Source organism: Streptomyces sp. NPDC002580 (assembly GCF_042889485.1).
Lineage (GTDB): Bacteria > Actinomycetota > Actinomycetes > Streptomycetales > Streptomycetaceae > Streptomyces.
The window spans coordinates 68,608-90,838 of the sequence record NZ_JBIAQZ010000006.1 but is presented as its reverse complement, the minus strand read 5'-3'; the positions used below and the strand labels follow the sequence as shown (position 1 = coordinate 90,838).

17 protein-coding genes are annotated in these 22,231 nt (G+C 72.4%); 13 read left to right on the top strand and 4 right to left on the bottom strand.

The window, feature by feature from the left end; translation table 11 throughout:
• Nucleotides 1–97: 97 nt before the first annotated feature.
• From ACFYW7_RS19675 to ACFYW7_RS19665, 3 genes are read left to right on the top strand one after another with little or no spacing between them, the layout of a single operon-like run.
• Nucleotides 98–1,771 (top strand): tetratricopeptide repeat protein, encoded by a 1,674-nt coding sequence (locus ACFYW7_RS19675; RefSeq protein ID WP_389503908.1) that lies wholly within the window; start codon nt 98–100, stop codon nt 1,769–1,771.
• A complete protein-coding gene (locus ACFYW7_RS19670; RefSeq protein WP_389503906.1) occupies nt 1,768–3,657 on the top strand; it encodes a sulfite exporter TauE/SafE family protein in 1,890 nt (629 codons plus the stop codon). The genes ACFYW7_RS19675 and ACFYW7_RS19670 overlap by 4 nt, the downstream gene beginning before the upstream one ends.
• Nucleotides 3,658–3,702: 45 nt before the next feature.
• A complete protein-coding gene (locus tag ACFYW7_RS19665; RefSeq protein ID WP_389503904.1) occupies nt 3,703–5,340 on the top strand; it encodes a protein kinase in 1,638 nt (545 codons plus the stop codon).
• A gap of 90 nt (nt 5,341–5,430) precedes the next feature.
• Here the strand turns inward: ACFYW7_RS19665 and ACFYW7_RS19660 are convergent, their stop codons facing one another.
• Nucleotides 5,431–6,237 carry an SGNH/GDSL hydrolase family protein gene (locus ACFYW7_RS19660; RefSeq protein WP_389503902.1) on the bottom strand — a complete coding sequence of 269 codons (807 nt, stop codon included), beginning with the start codon at nt 6,235–6,237 and terminating at the stop codon, nt 5,431–5,433.
• Nucleotides 6,238–6,549: 312 nt separating this feature from the next.
• Between ACFYW7_RS19660 and ACFYW7_RS19655 the strand changes: the two genes are divergently transcribed.
• The 5 genes from ACFYW7_RS19655 to ACFYW7_RS19635 all read left to right on the top strand — a co-directional run bounded on the left by ACFYW7_RS19655 (nt 6,550) and on the right by ACFYW7_RS19635 (nt 13,976).
• On the top strand, nt 6,550–6,969 hold the full coding sequence (locus ACFYW7_RS19655) for a hypothetical protein (protein ID WP_389503900.1): 420 nt from the start codon (nt 6,550–6,552) through the stop codon (nt 6,967–6,969).
• 510 nt (nt 6,970–7,479) lie between these two features.
• On the top strand, nt 7,480–8,298 hold the full coding sequence (locus ACFYW7_RS19650; RefSeq protein ID WP_389503898.1) for a glycosyltransferase family 2 protein: 819 nt from the start codon (nt 7,480–7,482) through the stop codon (nt 8,296–8,298).
• Nucleotides 8,295–9,308, top strand: coding sequence for a glycosyltransferase family 2 protein (locus ACFYW7_RS19645; RefSeq protein ID WP_389503896.1), 1,014 nt, complete (start codon nt 8,295–8,297; stop codon nt 9,306–9,308). Before ACFYW7_RS19650 ends, ACFYW7_RS19645 begins: the two co-directional genes overlap by 4 nt.
• Entirely contained in the window at nt 9,305–10,102 is a 798-nt protein-coding gene (locus ACFYW7_RS19640; RefSeq protein WP_389503894.1) for a polysaccharide deacetylase family protein, read from the top strand. The genes ACFYW7_RS19645 and ACFYW7_RS19640 overlap by 4 nt, the downstream gene beginning before the upstream one ends.
• Nucleotides 10,095–13,976 (top strand): lipopolysaccharide biosynthesis protein, encoded by a 3,882-nt coding sequence (locus tag ACFYW7_RS19635; RefSeq protein ID WP_389503892.1) that lies wholly within the window; start codon nt 10,095–10,097, stop codon nt 13,974–13,976. Before ACFYW7_RS19640 ends, ACFYW7_RS19635 begins: the two co-directional genes overlap by 8 nt.
• 312 nt (nt 13,977–14,288) lie before the next feature.
• On the opposite strand, the gene ACFYW7_RS19630 is transcribed toward ACFYW7_RS19635, so the two are convergent.
• Nucleotides 14,289–15,716, bottom strand: coding sequence for a xylan 1,4-beta-xylosidase (locus ACFYW7_RS19630; RefSeq protein ID WP_389503890.1), 1,428 nt, complete (start codon nt 15,714–15,716; stop codon nt 14,289–14,291).
• Nucleotides 15,717–15,882: 166 nt separating this feature from the next.
• Here ACFYW7_RS19630 and ACFYW7_RS19625 point away from each other — a divergent pair, with 166 nt between their 5' ends.
• Complete coding sequence (locus tag ACFYW7_RS19625) at nt 15,883–16,977, top strand: DUF5925 domain-containing protein (protein WP_389503888.1); 1,095 nt, start codon at nt 15,883–15,885, stop codon at nt 16,975–16,977.
• A 183-nt stretch (nt 16,978–17,160) separates the two neighbouring features.
• Here the strand turns inward: ACFYW7_RS19625 and ACFYW7_RS19620 are convergent, their stop codons facing one another.
• Nucleotides 17,161–17,532 (bottom strand): GntR family transcriptional regulator, encoded by a 372-nt coding sequence (locus tag ACFYW7_RS19620; protein ID WP_389503886.1) that lies wholly within the window; start codon nt 17,530–17,532, stop codon nt 17,161–17,163.
• 71 nt (nt 17,533–17,603) lie between these two features.
• Here ACFYW7_RS19620 and ACFYW7_RS19615 point away from each other — a divergent pair, with 71 nt between their 5' ends.
• Nucleotides 17,604–18,533 carry a GNAT family N-acetyltransferase gene (locus tag ACFYW7_RS19615; protein ID WP_389503884.1) on the top strand — a complete coding sequence of 310 codons (930 nt, stop codon included), beginning with the start codon at nt 17,604–17,606 and terminating at the stop codon, nt 18,531–18,533.
• The gene (locus ACFYW7_RS19610) at nt 18,514–19,014 is read left to right on the top strand and encodes a DUF402 domain-containing protein (protein ID WP_389503882.1); all 501 of its coding nucleotides are present in this window, start codon (nt 18,514–18,516) and stop codon (nt 19,012–19,014) included. The genes ACFYW7_RS19615 and ACFYW7_RS19610 overlap by 20 nt, the downstream gene beginning before the upstream one ends.
• A gap of 179 nt (nt 19,015–19,193) precedes the next feature.
• Here the strand turns inward: ACFYW7_RS19610 and ACFYW7_RS19605 are convergent, their stop codons facing one another.
• Nucleotides 19,194–19,817, bottom strand: coding sequence for a class I SAM-dependent methyltransferase (locus ACFYW7_RS19605; protein ID WP_389503880.1), 624 nt, complete (start codon nt 19,815–19,817; stop codon nt 19,194–19,196).
• A 159-nt stretch (nt 19,818–19,976) separates the two neighbouring features.
• On the opposite strand from ACFYW7_RS19605, the gene ACFYW7_RS19600 reads away from it, so the two are divergent.
• Both ACFYW7_RS19600 and ACFYW7_RS19595 read left to right on the top strand, forming a co-directional pair.
• Complete coding sequence (locus ACFYW7_RS19600) at nt 19,977–20,111, top strand: hypothetical protein (RefSeq protein WP_389503878.1); 135 nt, start codon at nt 19,977–19,979, stop codon at nt 20,109–20,111.
• 604 nt (nt 20,112–20,715) lie between these two features.
• Nucleotides 20,716–21,972 (top strand): hypothetical protein, encoded by a 1,257-nt coding sequence (locus ACFYW7_RS19595; protein WP_389503876.1) that lies wholly within the window; start codon nt 20,716–20,718, stop codon nt 21,970–21,972.
• Nucleotides 21,973–22,231 lie beyond the last annotated feature (259 nt).

Below are 22,231 nucleotides of genomic sequence, written 5' to 3'. Positions count from 1 at the left end.
CGACCGGCGCGGCCCGCACGCAGTCTCCCCCCACGGTGCGGGCCGCGCCGCCCCACCCCCACGACGACCGTCTTGCCAAGGACTTTGAGGAGAGGGCATGTCCCCGCGTAGGAACGACAACGCGACGCCGGACGCCGAGAGGGCCACGCCGGACGAGAGCACCGTGGGGGCCACGCCCGACGAGACCGCCACCATCGCCGCACCCGACGAGGGCGCCACCGACGCGGCGCCCGTCGAGGACTCCACCCCATCCGCGTCCCGTGAGAACTCCTCGACACCGGAGCCCGGCCGGGACACCGCGGGAAGCGCGCCCGGCGAGGACGCCCCGAAGGCCGTGACCGGTGAGGACGCGCCACCCGCCGGGTCCGGCCGGGGCGCCGCCGAGGTCACGGGGGCGACCGACGGCCGGGTGGTCGCGGTGCGCCGGCTCTCGGAGTCGCAGCGCCGCTGGCGCACGGCCCAACTCACTTTCTGCGCAGCTGCGTTGGCCGTCGCCATGACGGCGGGCGCGGTCGTGCTCGGAGCCCTGCGGGAGAACGGCACGACGCCTGCCGTCGCGACCGTGGCCAACGGCGTGTCACCGCAACTGCTCGCGAGCGGCGACCTCGACGCGAGCATCGCCTCCCTCCAGGCCCATCTGCGCACGCAGCCCAAGGACTTCGGCGGCTGGTCCACGCTCGGCCTCGCCTATGTGGAGCAGGCCCGCACCCAGGGCGACCCCTCGCGCTATCCGCAGGCCGCGAAGGCCCTCGACCGCTCCCTGCGGCTGCGCCCCGACTACGACCCCGCGCTCGCCGGACGGGCGGCGCTCGCCGCGGCCCGGCACGACTTCACCGGCGCGCTGAAGTACGCGGACCTCACGCTGCGGCAGAACCCGTACAGCGAACGCGCGCTCTCCTCCCGCATCGACGCGCTCGTCGAACTCGGCCGCTACGACGAGGCGTCGAAGGCGGCCGACCTGGCCGACTCCCGGCGGCCGGGCGTCCCCGTCTTCACCCGGTACGCCTACGTCCACGAGCTGCGCGGCGACGTGAAGACCGCCCGCCGGGTGCTGCGCCAGGCGCTGGCCACCGCGACCAGCCGCGGCGACATCTCGTACGTGGCCTCCGCGCTCGGCCAACTGGCCTGGAGCCAGGGCGACTACGGCTCCGCCCTCACCTACTACGCACGGGCCCTCGCCGCCGACGACAGCTACCTTCCCGCTCTCGAGGGCCGGGCCCGCACCCAGGCCGCGCAGGGCGACCGCGCGGCGGCCATCAAGGGGATGGAGCAGGTCGTGCAGCGTTACCCGCTCCCGCAACCCCTGGTCGAGCTGGGTGAGTTGTACGAGGCCCGGGGCAGGGCGGGCGACGCGGAGAAGGCCCGCGACCAGTACACGCTGGTCGACGCCTGGGTCTCCCTCGCCCGCGCCAACGGCGTCGACGCCGACCTCGACACCGCGCTGGCGGCCGCCGACCACGGCGACCGCGCGGCCGCGCTGAAGGCGGCCCGCGCCGAATGGGCCCGCCGGCACACCGTGCACACCGCCGACGCCCTCGCCTGGGCACTGCACCGGTCCGGCCACGACGCCGAGGCGCTCGCGTACGCCCGCGAGGCCACGGCGACGGGCTACCGCAACGCCTCCTTCCTCTACCACCGCGGTGTCATCGAGCAGGCCACCGGCCACAAGAAGGAAGCCCGCACCGCGCTGAAGGCGGCCCTGGACCTGAACCCGGGATTCTCGCCGCTGGGTGCCCGCGAGGCCCGTACGGCGCTGAAGGCCGCGCAGTGAGGGCGCCCCGGCTCCTGGCCGGCGGCGCGGCGGTCCTGACGGCGGCCTGCGCGCTCGTCCTGGTCCCCTCCGGTTCGGCGAGCGCGCACCCGCTCGGCAACTTCACCGTCAACCGGTACGACGGACTGGTCGCCGCCCCGGGACGGTTGCTCGTCGATCACGTCGAGGACCTGGCGGAGATCCCCGCCACCCAGGCGAAGCCCGACATCGAGAAGCTCGGGACGGCCGACTGGGCCCGGCAGCGCTGCGAGAGCGCGGCGCGCGGCAGCGAGGTCACCGTCGACGGGCGCGCGGTGACGCTCACCGCCGGGGCGAGCCACGCGCGCGTGCGGCCGGGACAGGCGGGGCTCAGCACCCTGCGCGTGGAGTGCCGGCTGACGGCACCCCTGCCCCGCGACGGCACGGTCGCCGTGCGCTTCCGCAGCGCGGGCGCCGAACACGGCCCGGGCTGGCGTGAGATCACCGCCCGTGGCGACCGGACGACCCTCACCTCCTCGGACGTACCGGAGAAGTCGGTGTCGGCGGAGCTGACCGAGTACCCGAAGGCGCTGCTCTCCTCGCCCTCCGACACCGCCGGCGCGTCGCTGCGGATCCGCCCGGGCGGTCCGGCCCTCGTCGAGGACGATCGCCACGCGCCCGCCGCGTCCGTCCTCCCGCGCGGCGCCGACCGCTGGACCGAGGCCCTGGACAATCTGGTGGCCCGGCACGACCTCACCTTCGGCTTCGCCGCGCTGGCCCTGGTCATCGCCGTGGGCCTGGGCGCGATGCACGCACTCGCGCCGGGACACGGCAAGACCCTGATGGCCGCGACGGCCGCGGCCCGCGGGGGGCGGGCCCGGATGCGGGACGTGCTGCCCCTGGCCGCCTCGGTGACGGTCACCCACACCCTCGGAGTCGTCGCGCTCGGCCTGCTGGTCACGGCGGGCTCGGCGGCGGCCCCCTCGGTGATCGCCTGGCTGGGCGTGTCGAGCGGTGTCCTGGTGACCCTGGCGGGCGCCACCCTCCTGCGCCGGGCGTGGCGCCACCGGCCCCCCGGGCCCGGCCACGACCACGGGCACAGGCACGACCACGGGCACGACCACCCGCACGAGCACGGACGTCCGCACGGCGCGGGCCACCCGCACGACCACCCCCACGAGCCCGGGCACACCCACGGCCGGACCTCGGGCCACGACCACGACCACCACGCACCGGACCACCCGCACGACCACGAGCACACGCCCTCCCACCGGCACGCGCACGACGGCGACTCCGACCACAGCCACGACCACACCCACGACGGCGACCGGACACCGGCGGGCGCACCGCACCGGCACGCCGACCACCCCGTACGCCCGCTGGTACTCGCGCACGCCACCGCGTCCGTGACGGCGAGCACTCCCACCGCGACCGCGCCCCACACCCACCCGGCCCCCTCCCCCCACCCCCACCCCCACGATCACAGCCACAGCCACGACCACGACCGCAGCTCGAGCGCCGTCTCCCGCTCCGGCACCCTCGAACACACCCACGGCGGCTTCACCCACACCCACGAGATCGCTCCCACCGTCCGCGGGACGATCCTGCTCGGCTTCGCCGGTGGACTCGTCCCCAGCCCCTCGGCGGTCGTCGTCCTCGTCGGAGCCATGGCGCTCGGACAGGCCTGGTTCGGCCTTCTTCTCGTTCTCGCGTACGGCGTCGGGCTCGCCCTGACGCTGACGGCGGCCGGGTTCGCCGTCGTCAGGCTCGGCAGCGGGATGACCAGGGCCCTGGCCAGGCGCCCGCGCTGGGCCGAATCGCGCCTCGTGCTCCTGGTCCGCAGGGCCACGCCCCTGGGATCGGCGTTGATCGTCGTGGCTCTCGGGGCCGGATTGGTGCTCAGGGGGGCGGCATCCGTAGTCGGCTGAGCTACTTTTGGGGAGGAATCACACGGATGCGAATGGGGGACGCACGTGTCCGAAGATCCGGGCAGTGAACGCGTGATCGCCGGCCGCTACCGGCTGCTCTCGCCCTTGGGCGAGGGCGGCATGGGAACGGTGTGGCGCGCCCGCGACGAAGTGCTGCAGCGCGAGGTCGCGGTGAAGGAGGTCCGCGCCCCGGCCGGTCTGCTGACCTCCGAGGTCGAGCGGATGTACGCGCGCCTGGAGCGGGAGGCGTGGGCGGCCGCCCGCATCTCCAACCGCAACGTGGTGACCGTGTACGACGTGGCCATGGAGGAGGGCCGGCCGTGGATCGTGATGGAGCTGATCCGCGGCATCGCGCTCTCCGATCTGCTGGACGCCGAGGGGCCGTTGGCGCCGGAGCGGGCCGCCCACATCGGCGCCGAGGTGCTCGCCGCGCTGCGCGCCGCGCACGAGGCGGGGGTGCTGCACCGGGACGTGAAACCGGGCAACGTCCTGATGGCGAACGACGGCCGGGTCGTCCTGACGGACTTCGGCATCGCGACGGTCGAGGGCAGTTCCGCCCTGACCATGACGGGCGAGGTCATCGGATCGCCCGAATTCCTGGCTCCGGAGCGGGCGCTCGGGCGTACTCCCGGGCCCGAGTCCGACCTGTGGTCGCTCGGGGTGCTGCTGTACGCGGCGGTCGAGGGCAACTCGCCGTTCCGGCAGAACACTCCGCTGAGCACGTTGCGGGCCATCGTCGACGAACCCCTGCCGGCACCCCGTCGCGCGGGTCCGCTCGGTCCCGTCGTCGAGGGACTGCTGGCCAAGGACCCGGCCGAGCGGACGGACGCCGAATCGGCCGAGCGGCAGCTGCGCCTGGTCGCGGCCGGCGGCACCGCGCCCACCCGGCCCCTGAGCTCCACGCCGTCGGTGTCCGGCACACCGACGATCGGGGCGTTCGGCCAACCCCCGTCGCCGACACCGCCGCGGGGGTTCGGTCCGCCTCCCGCGACCGTGCCCTCGACCCCGTCGGGCGCGGAGCCCGCCCGTGACCGCCGGGCGGCCGTCGCCCTGATCGCGGGCCTGGTGGCGCTGGCACTGGCCCTCGGCGGACTGACGTACGCCCTGCTGAACGACGACGGGAACGGCGGTAACGGCGGGACCAACGGCCAGGGAACCTCCGGCGGGAGCCGCGGCACCACCGACGGAGGGGGGAACTCGGGCGGCGGCAAGAGCGAGAGCGGCAGTGCCACCGCCGGTGCGACCCATGGCGGGAGTCCCTCCAGCAGCGCTCCCGGGACGCATACGACCAGCGCCGCGCCCGCCCAGTCGGTCCGGGTGACGCTCGCGGGTCGGCACACGGACTACGAGGGCGGCTGTCCGCCGCCGGGCACCGCGGCCCCCTCGTTCACGGCGACGTTCACGGTGGGCCGCGTGCCGGTGGACGTCGAGTACCGCTGGGTGACGAAGACCGGTCACGTGACCGATCCGAGCTGGAAGACGCTCTCGTTCCCCGCGGGCGGCGGCAGGACGCAGAGCAGGACCGTGGTGGCGACGACGTACGACACGAGCGGGACGTTCGCCAACGAGATCAGTGTGGAGGTGCGCGAACCGGTCCACGCGACGTCCGGCTCCGTGCCGTTCACGATCACTTGTGCGACGGAGACCCCGACGGACGAGGCCTCCGCCTCCGCGACCCCCTGACGGGGTCCGTGATGTCCCTCGGCGGGGTGGACCTTCCCCCGCGGAGGGACGGGTGGTGCCTCGAAGGATTCAGGAACGGGTGTCCGGAGGTCAGACGGCTCCGGTGAGGGCGGGCAGATAGCCACCGGACTGGCCGGCCGCGGTCGGGTGGTACGACTCGCCGATGTTCAGCCAGTTCAGGCTGTGCAGCCAGGAGCTGCCGGAGCAGATCTCGTGACCGGTGAAGGTGCCCCTCACATCGGCGAAGGTGAAGCCGTGGGCGGCTGCACGCACGGCGGTCGCGCTGTCCAGGTAGTCGGCCGCGCCGTTGATCGCGGCCCGTTCGGCCTCCGACAGTCCGGTCACACAGCTGCCGTTGAGCTTGTAGAAGCGGGGGTAGCCGAGGACGACCACATGGGCGGCCGGTGCCTTCGCGCTGATCGCCGAGTAGACGGTGTCGAGCTTGCCGGGGAGCGTCGAGTCGACGTACGCCTTCGCCGTGGCGATGCGCGAGAGGCAGGTGCTCTCGGACTGCAGGACGCAGGTCGTCATGACGTCCGAGAATCCGGCGTCGTTGCCGCCGATGCTGATCGACACAAGGCCCGTGGAGGAGCTGAGCGGGCCGAGCTGACTGGCCGTGACATCACCCGTACGAGCACCCGAGCAAGCGGTGAAGGCGAACGACGAGGGTGAATGCGCGGCGTTCCAGAGATAGGGGTACGCCTTCGTGCTGCGCTTGCAGTCGCCGCTGGAGCTGATGTAGCTCCCGGCGCCGACACCGGAGGAATAGGAGTCGCCGAGGGCCACATAGCCGGTGGCCGCCGCTGTCCGCGCCTGCGCCGTCGCCGCCCCGGTAAGGGCGAAGCCGACGGCGAGGAGGAGTGAGGTCACGTATGCCGTAATTCGGGAACGTCTCATGGAACCTCCCTTTAGCAGGATCTCTGCCACAACGTTGGTAGCAGCTACGCGTGTTGACAGGAAGTGTTCATGCCAAGACTTTTCGGGCGTGACCAGCCGCTTCGCCCCGTTCATCACCTATTTCGCAACATGTCCATGACATTTCATGGACATGAAGTGACGGATCGTCAAGCCGGTTTTCAGACCCACCTCGTGGCACGCCCCGCCGGAAGCGGCCGGGAATCGCGTGAACGCCTTCCGCGTCTTGACGCCCCACAGCTCCCTGCGCCACATTGAAGCCCGGCATCCGGCACTTCGGGGGGCAAGTCGCCCATGCGGACCATTCACGCCAGCACCACTGCATCGGACACCGCGGAGCGGTCACGGCAAGGTCCGGGGAGGGACCTCCTGCCCCTCCTCGCGGGGACCGCGACCGTGGTCGCCGTCGTCGGCGCGCTCCTGGCGCTCGCCGACGTGGACTCGCCGCTGCGCGGGCCGTTCACCCTGTTCTTCCTCCTCGCGGCACCGTCGGCCGCCATCGCGACCGCGCTGCGCGGACTGGAACCGTTCGGCCGCGTTCTCGCGTCCGCCGCCGGCGCGGTCGCGCTGAACATGCTGGTGGCCCAGGGCATGCTCGCCGTGCACCGGTGGTCGGTCGCCGGCGGGGTCGTGACCGTGGCCGCGCTCAGCCTGCTGATCCTCCTGCCGGCGGCGGTGCGCCGGCGCCGCACCACGGACACGCCGACCGCCTGACGGGCGGCGCGACGACACCAGGGCGCCCCGACGGCACGGCACACATCCGTGCCCGAGGGGTGATGCGTGACGCCCGGCCGGAGCGGTCCGGGCCGACCTGCGGGATCCCCAAACGGATGGGCAAAATCCGCTCCAGGGGTCGAGTAACGGTCAAACCAACAAAAACGTGAGGCCTCGTTCCAGGTCTTGCCATACAGACTCAATCGTCAATACCGTCGTACATCTCACCCGCATCGGTCCATCATCAGCGGCTCTAGGGGAGGGCTCAAGGACCGCGATGGTTTCCGGCGCGGGGCGCGGTTGGGGGGTGCCGTACTCGGTGACCAGACCTGTGCCGAGTCGTGCCGCGCGACCGGCTCCTCGTTTCGGGGCCGGCCAGTTTTGCCAGCTCACCCGGCATGCACGGAGATCCATTTCGGCATGCCGTCAGTGAGAACCCCCCTTTCGAACCGGACAAAGAGACGGACCGCCCAGGGGCGGGCGGTCCACCGGACGAGAGGGACCAGACTCATGAGCTCAGTCCTGCGCCCAGCGATCTCGGGCGACGACGCTTCAACGGCCGGCAGGTACCGGCCGATCACTTCTCACCTGGCCATCGCGCCACCGGTGAGTGTCGTGATTCCCGCCATGAACGAGGCGGAGAATCTCCCCTACGTCTTCAAGACCCTTCCCTCGTGGATCCACGAGGTGGTCCTTGTCGACGGCAACTCCACCGACGACACCGTCCAGGTGGCCCGTGAACTGTGGCCGGACGTCAAGGTCGTCGAGCAGCGCGGCAAGGGCAAGGGCGACGCCCTGATCACCGGATTCGAGGCGTGCACCGGCGACATCATCGTGATGGTCGACGCGGACGGCTCGGCCGACGGACACGAGATCGTCTCGTACGTCTCCGCGCTGGTGTCCGGGGCCGACTTCGCCAAGGGCTCGCGGTTCGCGAACGGCGGCGGCACGTCCGACATGACGCCGATCCGCAAGCTCGGCAACCGTGTGCTCTGCGCGACCGTCAACGCCAAGTTCGGCGCCCGATACACCGATCTCTGCTACGGATACAACGCGTTCTGGCGGCACTGCCTGGACAAGATCGAGCTCGACTGCACCGGTTTCGAGGTCGAGACCCTGATGAACATCCGGGTGGTCAAGGCGGGCCTGAAGGTACAGGAGATACCCAGCCACGAGTACCTCCGCATCCACGGCACGAGCAATCTGCGCGCCGTGCGGGACGGGTTGCGGGTGCTCAAGGTGATCCTCGGGGAGCGGTCCAACCGGCGTGCGCTGCGCCGCAGGCCGCACGCCGCCCAGCTCGACTCCGCCCGGGGAGAGGTGTCTTGAGCACGCAGGACATCTCCGTGGTGATCTGCGTCTACACCGAGGACCGCTGGGAGGACATCCTCGCGGCGGTGTCCTCGGTGCGGGCGCAGTCCCTGCCCGCCCTGGAGACGCTGCTGGTCGTGGACCACAACGCCGTCCTCCTGGAGCGGCTGGCCGGGGAGTTCAAGGAGACGGACGGGGTGCGGGTGCTCGCCAACGCGGGCCCCCGCGGTCTGTCCGCCGGCCGCAACACCGGGATCACCGCCTCGCGCGGGGAGGTCGTCGCCTTCCTCGACGACGACGCCGTCGCCGAACGGGACTGGCTGCTGCGCTTCGCCGAGGGCTTCGCCGATCCCCGGGTCATGGCCGTCGGCGGCCGTACGATGCCGATCTGGGCGTCGGGCCGCCGTCCGGCCTGGTTCCCCGAGGAGTTCGACTGGGTGGTGGGCTGCACGTACAAGGGCCTGCCGCCCGGCCGGGTCCGGGTCCGCAACGTCCTCGGCGGCAACGCCTCCTTCCGCCGGACCGCGTTCGAGGCGGCGGGGGGCTTCGCCACCGGCATCGGCCGCGACGGCGACAAGCGCCCGCTGGGCTGCGAGGAGACGGAGCTGTGCATCCGCCTCACCCGCGCCCGGCCGGACGCGGTCCTGCTGATCGACGACCGCGCGGTCATCCACCACCGGGTGCCGAAGGCCCGCGAGCACTTCGGCTACTTCCGCACCCGCGCCTTCGCCGAGGGCCTGTCCAAGGCCCTGGTCGCCCGAAGTGTCGGAGCCGGAAAGGGACTTGAGTCGGAGCGGCGTTACGCGACCCGGGTGCTGCCGGCCGGTGTGCTGCGCGGGCTGCGGGACGCCGCCCTGGCCCGTCCGGGCGGCGCGGGCCGCGCGGGAGCGATAGTCGCCGGGGTACTGACCGCGGCCGGGGGGTACGTACTCGGGAGCCTCCGGGCCCGTAGGAGCGGTGCCACGTTCTCCGTGGTCCCCGTGACGGCGGTCGAGGGGGTCCGGGGCGACGAGGGGGCGGCGGCATGAGCGAACCGGTACCGATCCTGATGTACCACTCGATCGCGCGGTCGCCCAACGACGCGACCCGGGCGCTGTCCGTCGCCCCCGAGGCGTTCGCCGAGCAGATGGCGCTGCTCGACGACCGCGGGTTCACTCCCGTCGACACCGCGCGTCTGGCCTCGAGTTGGCGCTCGGGCGGCCCGCTGCCCGCGCGCCCCGTCCTGATCACCTTCGACGACGGCTACGAGGGCGTGCACCGGCACGCCCTGCCCGTGCTCGCCAAGTACGGCTTCGCGTCCACGCTGTTCGTCTCCACGGGCTGGATCGGGGGCGCGTACGACACCGGGGGCGGCCTCGACGCGATGCTCGACTGGGACCAGGTGCGCAGGCTGGCGGAGGAACAGACCGAGATCGGCGGGCACAGCCACACCCATCCGCAGCTCGACCAGATCGCGGACGACGCGCTGTGGTCCGAACTGCTGCGCTGCAAGGAGATCATCGCCGGCGAACTGGGCACCCGCCCGGTCTCGTTCGCGTACCCCTACGGCTACTCCAGCCCTCGGGTGCGCCGCACGGTGCGTGAGGCGGGGTTCACCCAGTCGCTCGCCGTCGGCAACGGTCTGGCGCGCCGACGCCAGGGCCCGTACGCGCTGCAGCGCGTCACCGTGCGCCGCACGACCGGTATCGAGGAGTTCGAGCGGCTGGTCGAGGGCCGCGCGATCGCTCGTACCTTCGCCCGGGACCGCGCCCTCACCAAGGGGTACGCCATGGTCCGAAGAGCACGACAGGTCCGCCGGAAGGCCATGCGTACCCGTGTCTGACACGACGACCACGCCCCACGCGTCCACGCCCACGACCGAGGCACCCGAGCAGCGGCCCGGCCGTCGCCTCCGCCTGCCCGGCAGGGGCCGCAAGGAGGCGGGCGGAGGCGGCGGCCAGCTGTTCCGCAACGCCTACGCCCTGATGCTCAACACCGGGATCTCCGCGGTGCTCGGGCTCGGCTACTGGCTGATCGCCGCCCGCTACTACACCGACGCGGCGGTCGGCCAGGGATCCGCGGCGATCGCCGCGATGAAGCTCCTCGCCGGGGTGACCGCGGTGACGCTGACGGGCGCGCTCGCCCGGTTCATCCCGGTCGCGGGGCGCGCCACCGGACGGATCATCTTCCGTACGTACGCGGGCAGTTCGGCCGTCGTGGCGCTGGCCGCCGGAATCTTCCTGCTCACCCTGAACCTGTGGGGGCCCTCGTACCGCTTCCTGCACGGCCCGCTCCACGGGGTCGGTTTCGTCGTCGCGGTCGTCGCCTGGTCGCTGCTGACGCTCCAGGACGGCGTGCTGACCGGGCTGCGCAGCGCGCTGTGGGTGCCGGTGGGCAACACCGTGTTCTCCGCGGTGAAGCTGGTGCTGCTGATCAGTCTCGCCGCCGCGCTCCCCACCTCGGGCGTGTTCACCTCCTGGGTCGCCGCGATCGCCCTGTCGGTGGTGCCGCTCGGGCTGCTGGTGTTCCGGCGGCTCGTCCCCCGGCACGTGAAGGCGACGCAGGACCACGCGGAGCCGCCGTCGCTCAAGGAGATCGGACGCTTCCTCGCGGGCGACTACACCGGCTCCCTCTTCTCGCTCGCCGTCGTCTATCTCGTGCCGGTGATCGTGGCCTCGCAGGTCGGTTCGGCCGACAACGCGTACTTCTACATCACCACGACGATAGGCGGCACGGTCAACCTGCTCGCCATCAACATGGGTGCCTCGCTCACCGTCGAGGGGTCGCACGACCCGGCCCGGCTGGCCGCCAACACGCGGGCCGCCCTCAAACGCATGGCCCGGATCATGCTTCCGGTGTGCGGACTGCTGTTCCTCGGCGCCCCGTTGATCCTGCACGTCTTCGGCGACGGCTACGCGCACGCGGCCACACCGCTGCTGCGCTGGTTCGCCGTCGGCGCGCTGCTGCGCGTGGTCATGGAGACGTACTTCGCCGTCCTGCGCGCGCAGAGCCGCACGTCCGGACTCGCCTATCTCCAGGGCCTGTTGTGCCTGCTCGTGCTCGGTCTCACGGTGATCCTGCTGCCCCGGATGGGCCTGACCGGCGCGGGTGTCGCCGAGATCTCCAGCCTCGCGGTGATCGTGGCGATCGCCGCGCCCAAGCTGTTCAAGATCGTCCGCACCGCCCCGCCCGCCGCGCCGCCCGAGGACGCGGCGCCGGACGGGGACCTCGCCGACCTGGGGGCGCGCGATGCCGGGCGGCGGGAGCCGAGGCGCGGCCCCGCCTGGGCCCTGGACTCCGACACGCTCGCCCTCGGCCTCCACCTCGACTTCGACCACCAGGAACGCCGGCCCGACGTACGTCCGGGCCCCGGCACCCCGCCGACCGGGACACCCGCGGTGCGGCGCCCCAGCTGGGCGCGGACCCGGCCGTCCGTGGGGTTGCCGGTCGAGGCCCGCGAGCCGGGGTCCGAGGCACCGCTGGGCCCGTCGGAGGCGTCGGGGGTCGACGCCCCGTTCGAGGAGGGGGGCTCCGGGAGCGTTCCGTCCGGGGCACGGAGCACGGCGCATCACGGTTCGCCCGCCGCGGCGGGCCCGGAGCCGGGAGGCAAGCCGGAGTCCGGAGCCGGGACGGGGCCCGGGCCCGCCACCGCCGACCGGCAGCCACCGGCCGAACCGCCGCTGTCCCTGCGCGAGCGCGTCCTGCATCCGTCGAAACCGGGGGTCGTCCTCGGCTGCCTGCTGGTCTCGGCGCTGCTCCTCTACTGGGTCCCGGTGCTGAGCCTCGACGACGGCTCCCTGGCGGGCATGGGCGGCCTCGGCCTGATCTCGGTGCTCCCGCCGGCGACCCTGATCGGCGCGGCCCTGCTGATCACGGTGTTCGCCTCCCTGCTCTGGATGAACGGCGAGCACCGGGCCCTCCTGCTGATCACCCTTGTCGCCACGACCGTGTCCCTGCACGCGCTGCCGGCCGTCATCGAGACCGAACCGCGGTTCGCGACCGCCTGGCAGCACCTCGGGTTCCTGGACTACATCGACCGCACGGGGTCCGCCGTACCGGACCTGGACGCCCGCTGGAGCTGGCCCGGCTTCTTCGCGGTGGCCGCGTTCGTCGCGAAGGCCTGCGGGGTCACCGACCTCTCCGAAGTCATCCGTTGGTGGCCGCTCACCGTCCAACTGCTCTACCTGGCACCGATGTTCCTGCTCGTCCGCTCGATGCGGGCGGGCTGGCGGGCCAAGTGGACGGGCATCTGGTTCTTCACCCTCTGCGGCTGGGTCGGCCAGGACTACTTCTCCCCGCAGGGCTTCACCTATCTGCTGTACCTGGTGTTCGTGGCGATCCTGCTCGTGTGGTTCCGGGCGCCGCGGGTGCTGTGGGCGGTGCGGCGGCCGGGCGAGGCGGAGGTGGAGCCCACGGACCGGCGGCAGCGGGCCGTGCTCCTCATGGTCCTGATCGGGCTGTTCGCGGCCACCGTCCCGGCGCACCAGCTCACCCCGTTCGTGATGCTGGGCGTCCTCGCGGTCCTCGTCGTCGTCGGCCGCTCCGAACTGCGCGGTCTGCCCATCCTGTTCGCCGTCCTGGTCGCGGTCTGGGTCGGCTACATGGCCGAGCCGTACTGGTCGGGTCACTTCGACGACCTGTTCGGCGGGGTCGGCGGCGTCGGCAGCAATGTGTCGACGTCGGTCTCCGGCCGTATCCAGGGCGGCAGTTCGACCCACAAGCTCGTGCTGTACACCCGGGTGCTGCTGGCCGGCGGTGTGATGGCCTTCGCCTGCTGGGGCTGGTGGCGACGGCGCGACCACAAGTACCGCGAGCGCTCGCTGCTCGTCCTCACCTTCGTCCCGTTCCTCGGCTTCGGCATGCAGTCGTACGGCGGCGAGATGGCCCTGCGCGTCTTCATGTTCGCCGTGCCGGGCGCCGCCCTGCTCGCCGGACTCGCCCTCTTCCCCCGCACCGGGATCACCGCGGAGGAACGCGACAGGGACCGGGTGAGCCTCGCACCGATCGCCGCGCTGATGGCGGGCCTGCTCCTCATGGGCGGCTTCCTGGTGGCCCGTTGGGGCAACGAACCGTTCGAGCGGATCAGGCCGGGCGAGGTCGCGGCCATGAACTACGTGTACGCGCACGACGATCCGACGGTCCGGCTGCTGTGGCTGAGCAACGACACCGTCGAGAACGTGACGCCCGCGATGCCCTGGGGCGCCAGGGACATGGAGAAGGTGCAGTACGTGCCCACCCTGGCGCCCGCCGACCCGGTCCTCGTGTCCGGACTCGTCAAGGCGCTCAAGGACGCGGGCCCGAACTCGTATCTGATGATCAACCGCAGCCAGGTCGTCTATCTCCAGCTGGACGTGGGCTATTCGAGGACCTGGGAGTCGCGGCTGATCACCAACCTCGACGACCGGCAGGAGCTGAGGAAGGTCCTGGTCAACGACGACGTCACGATGTACACGCTGCGCGCACGGCCCGAGGGGAAGGTCCCGCGGGCCGATCCGGGCCCGATCGGACCGCAGGTGACGTGGACGCCGTGGTCGGTCGTCGGCGCGCTCTCGGCCGTCGCCCTGATCGTGCTGCTGACGGCACGGGAGGTCCTTCGGGTCGCGGTGCGGCCCGGGGTCCGGCAGTTGCGGTGGCTGCAGAGCAGCTTCTGGTTCTCGCTGCCCCTGCTGGCGGTCCTGCTGGCCTCACTGGTCCAGCGGTTCCTGACGATGAAGTGAGGGCGCCGCGGCGGGGACGCGGGAAAGCCGCGCGGCCGGACCACTCACTCGGTGAGCCGGCCCTCCGGTCGGCTCGCTCCTGTGCGGTGGCCGCGTCGGTCCGCTCGCCGGGCCGGCGGTGGCCCCGCGGGTCCGCGCACTCCTGTGCGGTGGCCCGTCGGTCCGCTCCTTCGGGTGCGGTGCCTCCTCCGGTCGCCGTACTCGGGTGCGGTGCCTCCTCCGGTCGCCGTACTCGGGTGCGGTGCCTCCTCCGGTCGCCGTACTCGGGTGTGGCGCCCCGGTCGCCTCACCCGGTGAACCAGCCCGGTGCGGCTACCGGCTGAGCCACTTCACCTCGTACGCCCCCATCGCGAACCGTCTCCCGTCGACCTTCGCGCTGATCGAGCGGCCGAGGGTGTTGACCACGAGGACGGTGCCGCCGGAGGCGAGGACCCGGACGTTGTCCACGTCGTCCGCGGCGACGGGGACCTTCTCGTACGTCGTCCCCGGCCCGAACGCCTTGCCGAAGCGGGAGACCAGGTCGTACATGGGGAGTTCCCTCCCCCCGCCCGCCGTGCCGGTCGGTGTCCACAGACAGCCGGCGCAGCCCGCGCCCTTCTCCTTCTCCGGGTTCCAGTAGAAGCCGGAGGAGGCACCGCCCTTGACCATCGCGATCATGGCGCTCGCCTGTACGGCCACCCGGCGCGTCTCCGACCAGCCCTTGCGCTCGTCGTCGGCGTCGGCCGGTTCGGCGTAGTACTCCGCCCACCACAGCGGCAGCCCGCGGGTCCGCTCGCGCACCCACTTCCCGACGGCCGTGAGCTTGTCGGTGGCCCCGAACTCGTCGGGCAGCATCTCGTCGTCGTTGGTGTAGCTGGAGCCGTCCACGACGACGAAGTCGGCGCCCGCCTTGTGCTCGTTCCAGTAGTCGAAGGCGTCGAGGACCCGCTGGTCCATGGCGCCCCAGGTGCCCTTCACCGTCGGGGACGCGTCCTCGGTCTGCCGGGGGTCGAAGCTGTCCATGACCAGGTAGGGGCCGCCCACCATGATGTCCTTGTCGACCTTCTTGAGCGCCTTGTAGACCAGGTTGTAGAGCTCGGTGTAACCCTCGTAGTCCCAACGGCCCTCGCTGTCGTTCCAGAAGCCCTTGAACTCGTTCCAGACGATGAAGTGCCGTACGTCGGGATACCGTTTGGCGACGGTCGCGGCGAGGGCCGCGAAGTCGGCGAAGTGGGACGGCTCCGGGGCCGTCTCCAGGGAGGACTGGCTCCAGTCCGTGCTGTCCGCCCCGGATCCGCCGCCCTTCATCCAGTCCGGGGAGCAGCACAGCGTGACGATCGGGGTGCCGCCCGACCTGCGGACGAAGTCGATGCGGCTGTCCATCTCGGAGAAGTCGTAACGCCCCTTCGACGGCTCGGGGTTGCCCGCTCCCCAGCCCATGATGTGCTGGTTCTGCGGCAGCGGCACCCGGTTCTCGCCGAGCAGTCCCCCGACCCGCTCGGTGGCGGCGTCGTCGCCCTCGTCCGCGCTGAACTGGGTGTGGGTGAAGCCCCAGCCCACCTCGGGCCCCGGAGTCTCGGACGGAGTCACGGGTGTGCCGTGCACCTTGTCTCCGTCGCGGGTCGTGCCCGCGGTGCTCCCGCCGTTCCCCGGCAGGGTGTCGAGCAGGGTCACCACCAGGGCCAGCACCGCCAGCCCCACACCGATCAGCGCGGTGAGCCGCCACCGTCCCGCCCCCGAGTACCACCCATGACGTCCCATCGTGGCCACAGTAACGGGGTGAATCCGGCGCGGAACAGATCTCGTCGCACCACAGCCGTGTAACAGGACGGAAGGGATACACCGGAAGGACGGCGCCACACACGACACACGCGCCGCACCGCGGAAACCGGGTGCACGGGGCGCCCGGGTGACCGATCATGGCGACATGTCTGCCAACCCGCACGACGCTCTGCCGATCAGGCTCAACGTCGACGACAGCGACTCGCCGTCGGACGTCGTCGACGCCCTGTTCCTCGGTCGCTTCGCGACGGGCGAGCAGCCGCACTCGCACGCCGCGAACATCGACCGCGTACGGTCCGGGGCCACCCTGCTCCCGCCGGGTGCCCGGGTGCTGCGTTCCGCGCGCGACGACGACCGCAGCGCCACGCTCGCCGAGGGCGACGGCTGGACCCTGCTGGTGTCCCGCTGGAACCGGGGCGCCGACGTCACGGTGACCGCGACCAGCGTCGAACTGGCCGAGCAGGTACTGAAGCAGGCGACGGACGGCGCGACGGACGAGCCCGAACCGCAGCCCGAGAACGTGACGATGGGCTTCTGGTACGTGTCGCCGCGCCGGGGTCCGCACCGCACGACCCGGCAGATCTCGGCGGGCACGTGGGAGGAGGTCCGGCCCAACTACACGGCGCCGGTGGCCGACGCCATGGACCGGCTGATGAAGACCACCCCGGAGGACATCGCGGGCCGGCTGCTGCTGTTGCACGGTCCGCCCGGCACCGGCAAGACCTCCGCCCTGCGCACGCTGGCCCGTTCCTGGCGCGACTGGTGCCAGGTGGACTGCGTGCTGGACCCGGAGCGCCTCTTCTCCGACGTCGGCTACCTGATGGACATCGCGATCGGCGAGGAGGACGGCACCGGCAAGGGGCGCTGGCGGCTCCTGCTGCTGGAGGACTGCGACGAACTGATCCGCGGCGAGGCGAAGCACACCGCGGGCCAGGCGCTCTCCCGGCTGCTCAACCTCACCGACGGGCTGCTCGGTCAGGGCCGCAACGTCCTCGTGGGCGTCACGACGAACGAGGACCTGGAGCGCCTCCACCCCGCCGTCGTCCGCCCCGGCCGGTGCCTCGCCCGGATCGAGGTCGGAGCACTCACCCGTCGTGAGGCGGTGGGCTGGCTGGGCACCGAGGAGGGCGTCTCGCGCGAGGGCGCGACCCTCGCCGAGCTGTACGCGCTGCGCCGCGGGACGACTCCCACGTCGGTGCCGGACCAGCGCGAAGGGGCGGACGCGGGGCTGTACCTGTGAGCGACGGGCGGCCCCGGCCGCGGACCGTCCCGCGATCCCCCACGGGCCCGCTGCGACGGCCGCGGCACCTCGCCGCGTGACCAGGCCGCCCGCACCCGTCCGGTACGAGGACGGCCGCCCCGCCTCGCGGCGCACCGCCGCACCTCGACGCCGCGGCCCGATCCACGGGCCCTGGGACAGCCCTCAGGAGGCGTCGAAGGCCGCCCTCAGCGCGTCCCGAACGGCTTCGACGGCGGCCTGCTCGGTCAGTCCGAGCCGACGGGCCCGCTCGGCGTAGGCCTGCGCGGCGGCGGCGGCCTCGCGTGACGCGGCGTCCTGGGCGGCCGCCACGACCGTTCCGTTGCGGCCCCGGGTCTCGATCACCCCGTCCGCCTCCAGGGCCCGGTAGGCCTTGGCGACGGTGTTGGCCGCGAGGCCGAGGGACTCGGCCAGCCCCCGTACCGTGGGCAGCCGGTAGCCGACCGGGAGCGCGCCGGACCGGGCCTGCTCGGAAATCTGGGCGCGCACCTGCTCGTACGGCGCGGCCCCCTCTGCGATGCGGATCTTCAGGGTCACCCGGTGATTGTCCCGCACCCGCCGGAAAATGAGAGGCGTCCGCCCGCGGCCCACGCGTAGCGTGCGATGTCATGACCGTGATCGTCCGCGAACTGCGCCCCGGGAATCCGGCGGATGCCGCCGGATTCGCCCGGATCCGCCATCTGGCCCTCCCCTTCATGCTCTTCACCCCCGGGTCCGTCGCCTACGACCTGGAGCACGCCCATCCCGACGCCCACTACCAGCCCCTGCTGGCCGAGGAGGACGGCGAGGTGATCGGCACCGCGCAGGTGGGTCTCGTGTACGACAGCCCGGAGCCCGGCCAGGGGTACGTCAACGTCTACGTGCACCCGGAACGGACCGGCCGCGGTGCCGGTTCGCTGCTGGTGCGCTCCGCCGAGGAACGGCTCGCCGCCCTGGGCGCGACCCGGCTGCAGTCCTGGGTGCTGGACGCGGCCGCGAACCGCGCCTTCGCCGAGAAGCGGGGCTACCGCGCCGCCCGTTCCGCGCACCTCCTCCGCCTCGACCTGGCGAACGGCACGCTGCCCCCGCTCCAACCACCGCCGCCCGGCGTGGAGTTGCGCACGGCGGCGGACTTCGCGGACGACCCGCGGCCGCTGTTCACCCTGGACGCGGAGACGCTCCTCGACGAACCGAGCGACATCGCCCGCGAGTTCACGGACTACGAGGCCTGGCTGGCGGAGACCTGGCACCACCCGCTGCTGAGCCATGAGCTCACCTCCGTGGCGCTTGTCGACGGCCGCCCGGCGGCGTTCAGCGCGGCCCGCACCGACGGCCGCACCCGCTACGGCACCGTGATGACGGGCACCGGCCGCACTTTCCGGGGCCGGGGACTCGCCAAGCTCGCCAAGAACGACTCCCTGCACCGGGCCCGCGCGGCCGGCTTCACGGACGCGTTCACGGGCAACGACGCCGGCAACGAACCGATGCTGGCGATCAACAGGTGGTTCGGTTACGAAATCTGCGCGACGGAGGTGGCCCATGTCCGCGACCTCGGCTGACACGCCAGGATCGTTGGAGATCGTGCTCGTCAAGGCGGGCCGTACGAAGATCAGTTACCCGGCCGAACTGCTCGCCGACGACGGCAACCGGGTCGTCGTGCGCGCGCCGTGGGCGGGCGACACGGTCCGCGACTTCGGCTTCGTGCGCTTCGAGGCGGGCGACGTCTTCACCGAGTACTACTGGCGGGACCGCTGGTACGCGGTGAAGGAGGTGCGGGACGCCGCGGGCGTCCGCAAGGGCTGGTACTGCGACATCACCCGCCCGGCCACCGTCTCCGGGGGCCGGCTGGTCGTGGAGGACCTCGACCTGGACCTGTGGCGCTCCGCCGACGGTACGGACGTGCTGCGCCTGGACGAGGACGAGTTCGCGGAGAGCGGCCTGGCGGCCGACGACCCGGCGGCGGCCGCCGCCGCGGAACAGGCCCTGGACGACCTCGAACAACTGGCCCGCGAGGGCGGCTTCGAGGCGCTGCTGGCCTGACGCTTTCGCCTGCTCCGGGATGACGCTCCCGGAGAGACGAATCCGGTCCGCACCGCTGTGCGGTGCGGTGCGGACCGGTGCGGTGCGAACCGGCGGTGTGGGGTGCGGCCGGGGATTCCTTCCTCACGGGCCTCCCCGAGGTGCGGCGGGCCTGATGGCCGGGATCGGTGCCGATCCGCTCAGAACGTGGCCACCACGGCGTACCTCTCGTCGTCGACCTCACGCCCCCACAGCCGCGAGTCGGCCGACAGCGGCTCCACCCGCAGGTTCCCGGCATCGGGCACCAGCGGCCGGAGCAGGGCGGTCAGGCGCTCGGCGGACACGCCCACCGGGCTCACGGTCCCCCACACGCCCTCGACGAGCACCAGCCGTCCTCCCGGCCGCAGGAGCCCGCGCCAGTGCCGCAGCACCCGCCCGGGATCGGGCAGCGCCCACAGCACATGGCGGCCGAGAAGGACGTCGAACAGCTGCTCGCCGACGGGCGGTGCCACCGCGTCACCGACGAGGAACACCGCGTCGCGGCCGGCCAGCTTGGCGCGGGCGAGGTCGATCATGCGCGGGGAGAGGTCGATCCCGGTGACCCGGTGGCCCCGCTCGGCCGCGACGAGGGACAGACTGCCCGTGCCGCAGCCCACGTCGAGCAGGTCACCGGCCCGCTCGGGCAGCCAGTCGCGCAGCCGGGCCACCCAGGCCTCGCGGACCGAGGGGTCGCGCAGGCCGTGGTCGGGCTCCTCGTCGAAGGTGGCGGACTCCGCGTCCCAGTCGACGCCCGCTCCCGGATCCGTACCGCTGTCGCTCACCATGCGCCCAGGGTGGCATCCGCCACTGACAGTCGGCGGTGGCCACCGCCGGCACCCGACGGGTGACCGCCGCCACAGACAGAACGCGACCGATGAGGAACTCTCCCCGGAAGGGTCTACCTCCGTAGGACCGCGGGTTCCGGTAGACACAAGGAGGCAGCCATGCGCCGTGTGACCGTGCAGAAGCCCCTGAGGAAGCCGGACTCCCGCCGCGTACGGGACGAGTCCGACGAGCGCCCCGCCGAGCGTCCGGAGGTCCGGAAGGACATCGCGCGCACGTGGTGGCCGGACGGCTGAGCCGCCCGGCGCGGCACGGCGTACGCGAGCCGGCGGACCGGCATACCACCACGGGCGCCGTTCGTGGTGAACGCCCTTCACGTCGAACGCCGCCCTTCCCGCGCGGAACGTCGTCGGACCAGCCGCTCACGCGGTGGATCCAGTCGTACGCCCGTCCGCGCACATCTCGCACCCGCGCCCCGGACATCCCGGGCGTCCCCCTGAACTCCCCGGACGCCCCTGGCCGGGCCCCGACGGACCCGGTTCCCCCGCGGGCCGGACCGGCGCCGCGGGACCTTTGGCGGCGGGCACGCGAAACGCGGTACACGTACGGAGGGGCGGCCACCCGCGCGTCACCACACGTACGGGTGAGTGTCGGGTTCGGTCACCAGGGTACGAAGTCGCTGTCCAGGCACGGGTGGAAGACCGGGTCGGTGACGGTTCCCGGGATCAAAGAGCCTGGTGACAGCGACGTGCGCCCAGAGAGCGATGACACGGAATGCGCTTCCGATCACCTTCGGTCAACAACGTGCGCGTGTCTACACCGACCTAAACATCCTGATTGTTCAGAATGTCGTCAACTGCCCTGTCGGAATTATGAATTTTCCTTGCTGAGGAGCATGACATGCAGGTTCGCAGGTGGCTCCCAGACCAGCCCACCCGTATCGGCCGGCACGACTGGCCGGCCGAGGGCGACGACGGAACCTACATGCAACTGCGGGCCGGCTCCATCGTGGTACTCGATCGGCAGGCCTGGCGGATCCTGGAGATCAACGGTTATCCGAGCGACCGGTGGCCGGACTGCTACGAGAAGGCCTGGCGCGACCACGTGGAGCTGTGGTGGCACGCCAACGAACTGCGGCGGGCCAACAACCAGCCGGTCAACCCGGCGTCCGAGCGCGCCGAGTTCTACAAGCGGCCGGTGGTCCTCGTGCTGCGCAACGAGAACCTGCCCCGCTCCGCGCCGAAGCACTGGTGCGCTCCCGCCAGCCACGGCTGGCGGGTCCTCCCCGAACACCACGCCGTCTGCCGCGCCTGCGGCGAGCTGCCGCCCTGCCATCACGGGGAGTACCGCTGGGAGGGCGGCCCCCGACGGCCGGAGCAGAACGGCGGCATCCCGCTCATGGTTCCGGAGGACTGCTGCATGGGGTGCGCCGAGCCGATCAAGCCGCGGGTGCGGACCCTGCGTTTCCCCGGGCCCAACTTCTGGTACCCGGACCTGGGAGAGGACACCGCCGTCTTCCACGTCCGCTCCTCCTGTGCCGACCAGGTCGACTGCTACCGCGCGCAGTGGCAGACCGAGTACGACCCGCGTCCCTCCGCCCATCCCTCCGCCCATCCCTCCGCTTCCGCGTTCCCGGGTTTCGAACACCTCGGGTTCCCCCAGGCCCGGCAGGCGCAGGAAGCGCCCCCTCAGCTCCAACGAGCCTCCCTGGACCCCCGTCCCGCGCAGTCCGCGCCCGCCTCGTCGGCACGGCCTGAGGATGAGTGCGGCTCCATGACGGGCGACTTCGGCACCGTTCGCACCCGGTTCGCCGGGCGCCGGGAGACACCGGGGAGCGGCACGCTGACGACCGCCGCACCGGCACCGGCCGGTCCGGCGTACCAACCGGCACCGGCACCGGCGCCTTTCGACGCACCCGTGGCGGACCCGACGGCGCCGGGGCTCCCCCCGGCGGCCGAGACGCCCGCACCCCCCGCTCCTTTCGCCAACGGTGTCGAGCCGGCTCTCCGGTCCGCCCAGGAACTGGGCCTGGCCCTGGCGGAACGCCCGGCCTTCCACAACGCGGAGCAGGCGGCCCGGGTGATCGAGGAACTCACCGCCGCGGTCCGGAACATCGCGCTCTGCCTGAACAACCCGGCCGCCCGCGAACGCTCCTGACCCGGGCCGCCGGGTGCGGACCCTGCCGACGGTTTCCGCACGCCGGGAGTCCGGCCGCACCCACGAGGAAAACCCACTCCCCGACGCCGGGTACGCGGCGGCGCGGCTCCGGCCCGGGCCGGAACAGGTCTCCGCTCCCCCATCCTGAGCCCTCCGTTAGCCCCGCCTTAACTGCGCCATAAAGATCTCCGTCCCCAGCTTCCGGCAGGCGATTCCCCGGTTCCCAGGGACTAGTTTTCTGATCGCCCCCCACGGGATC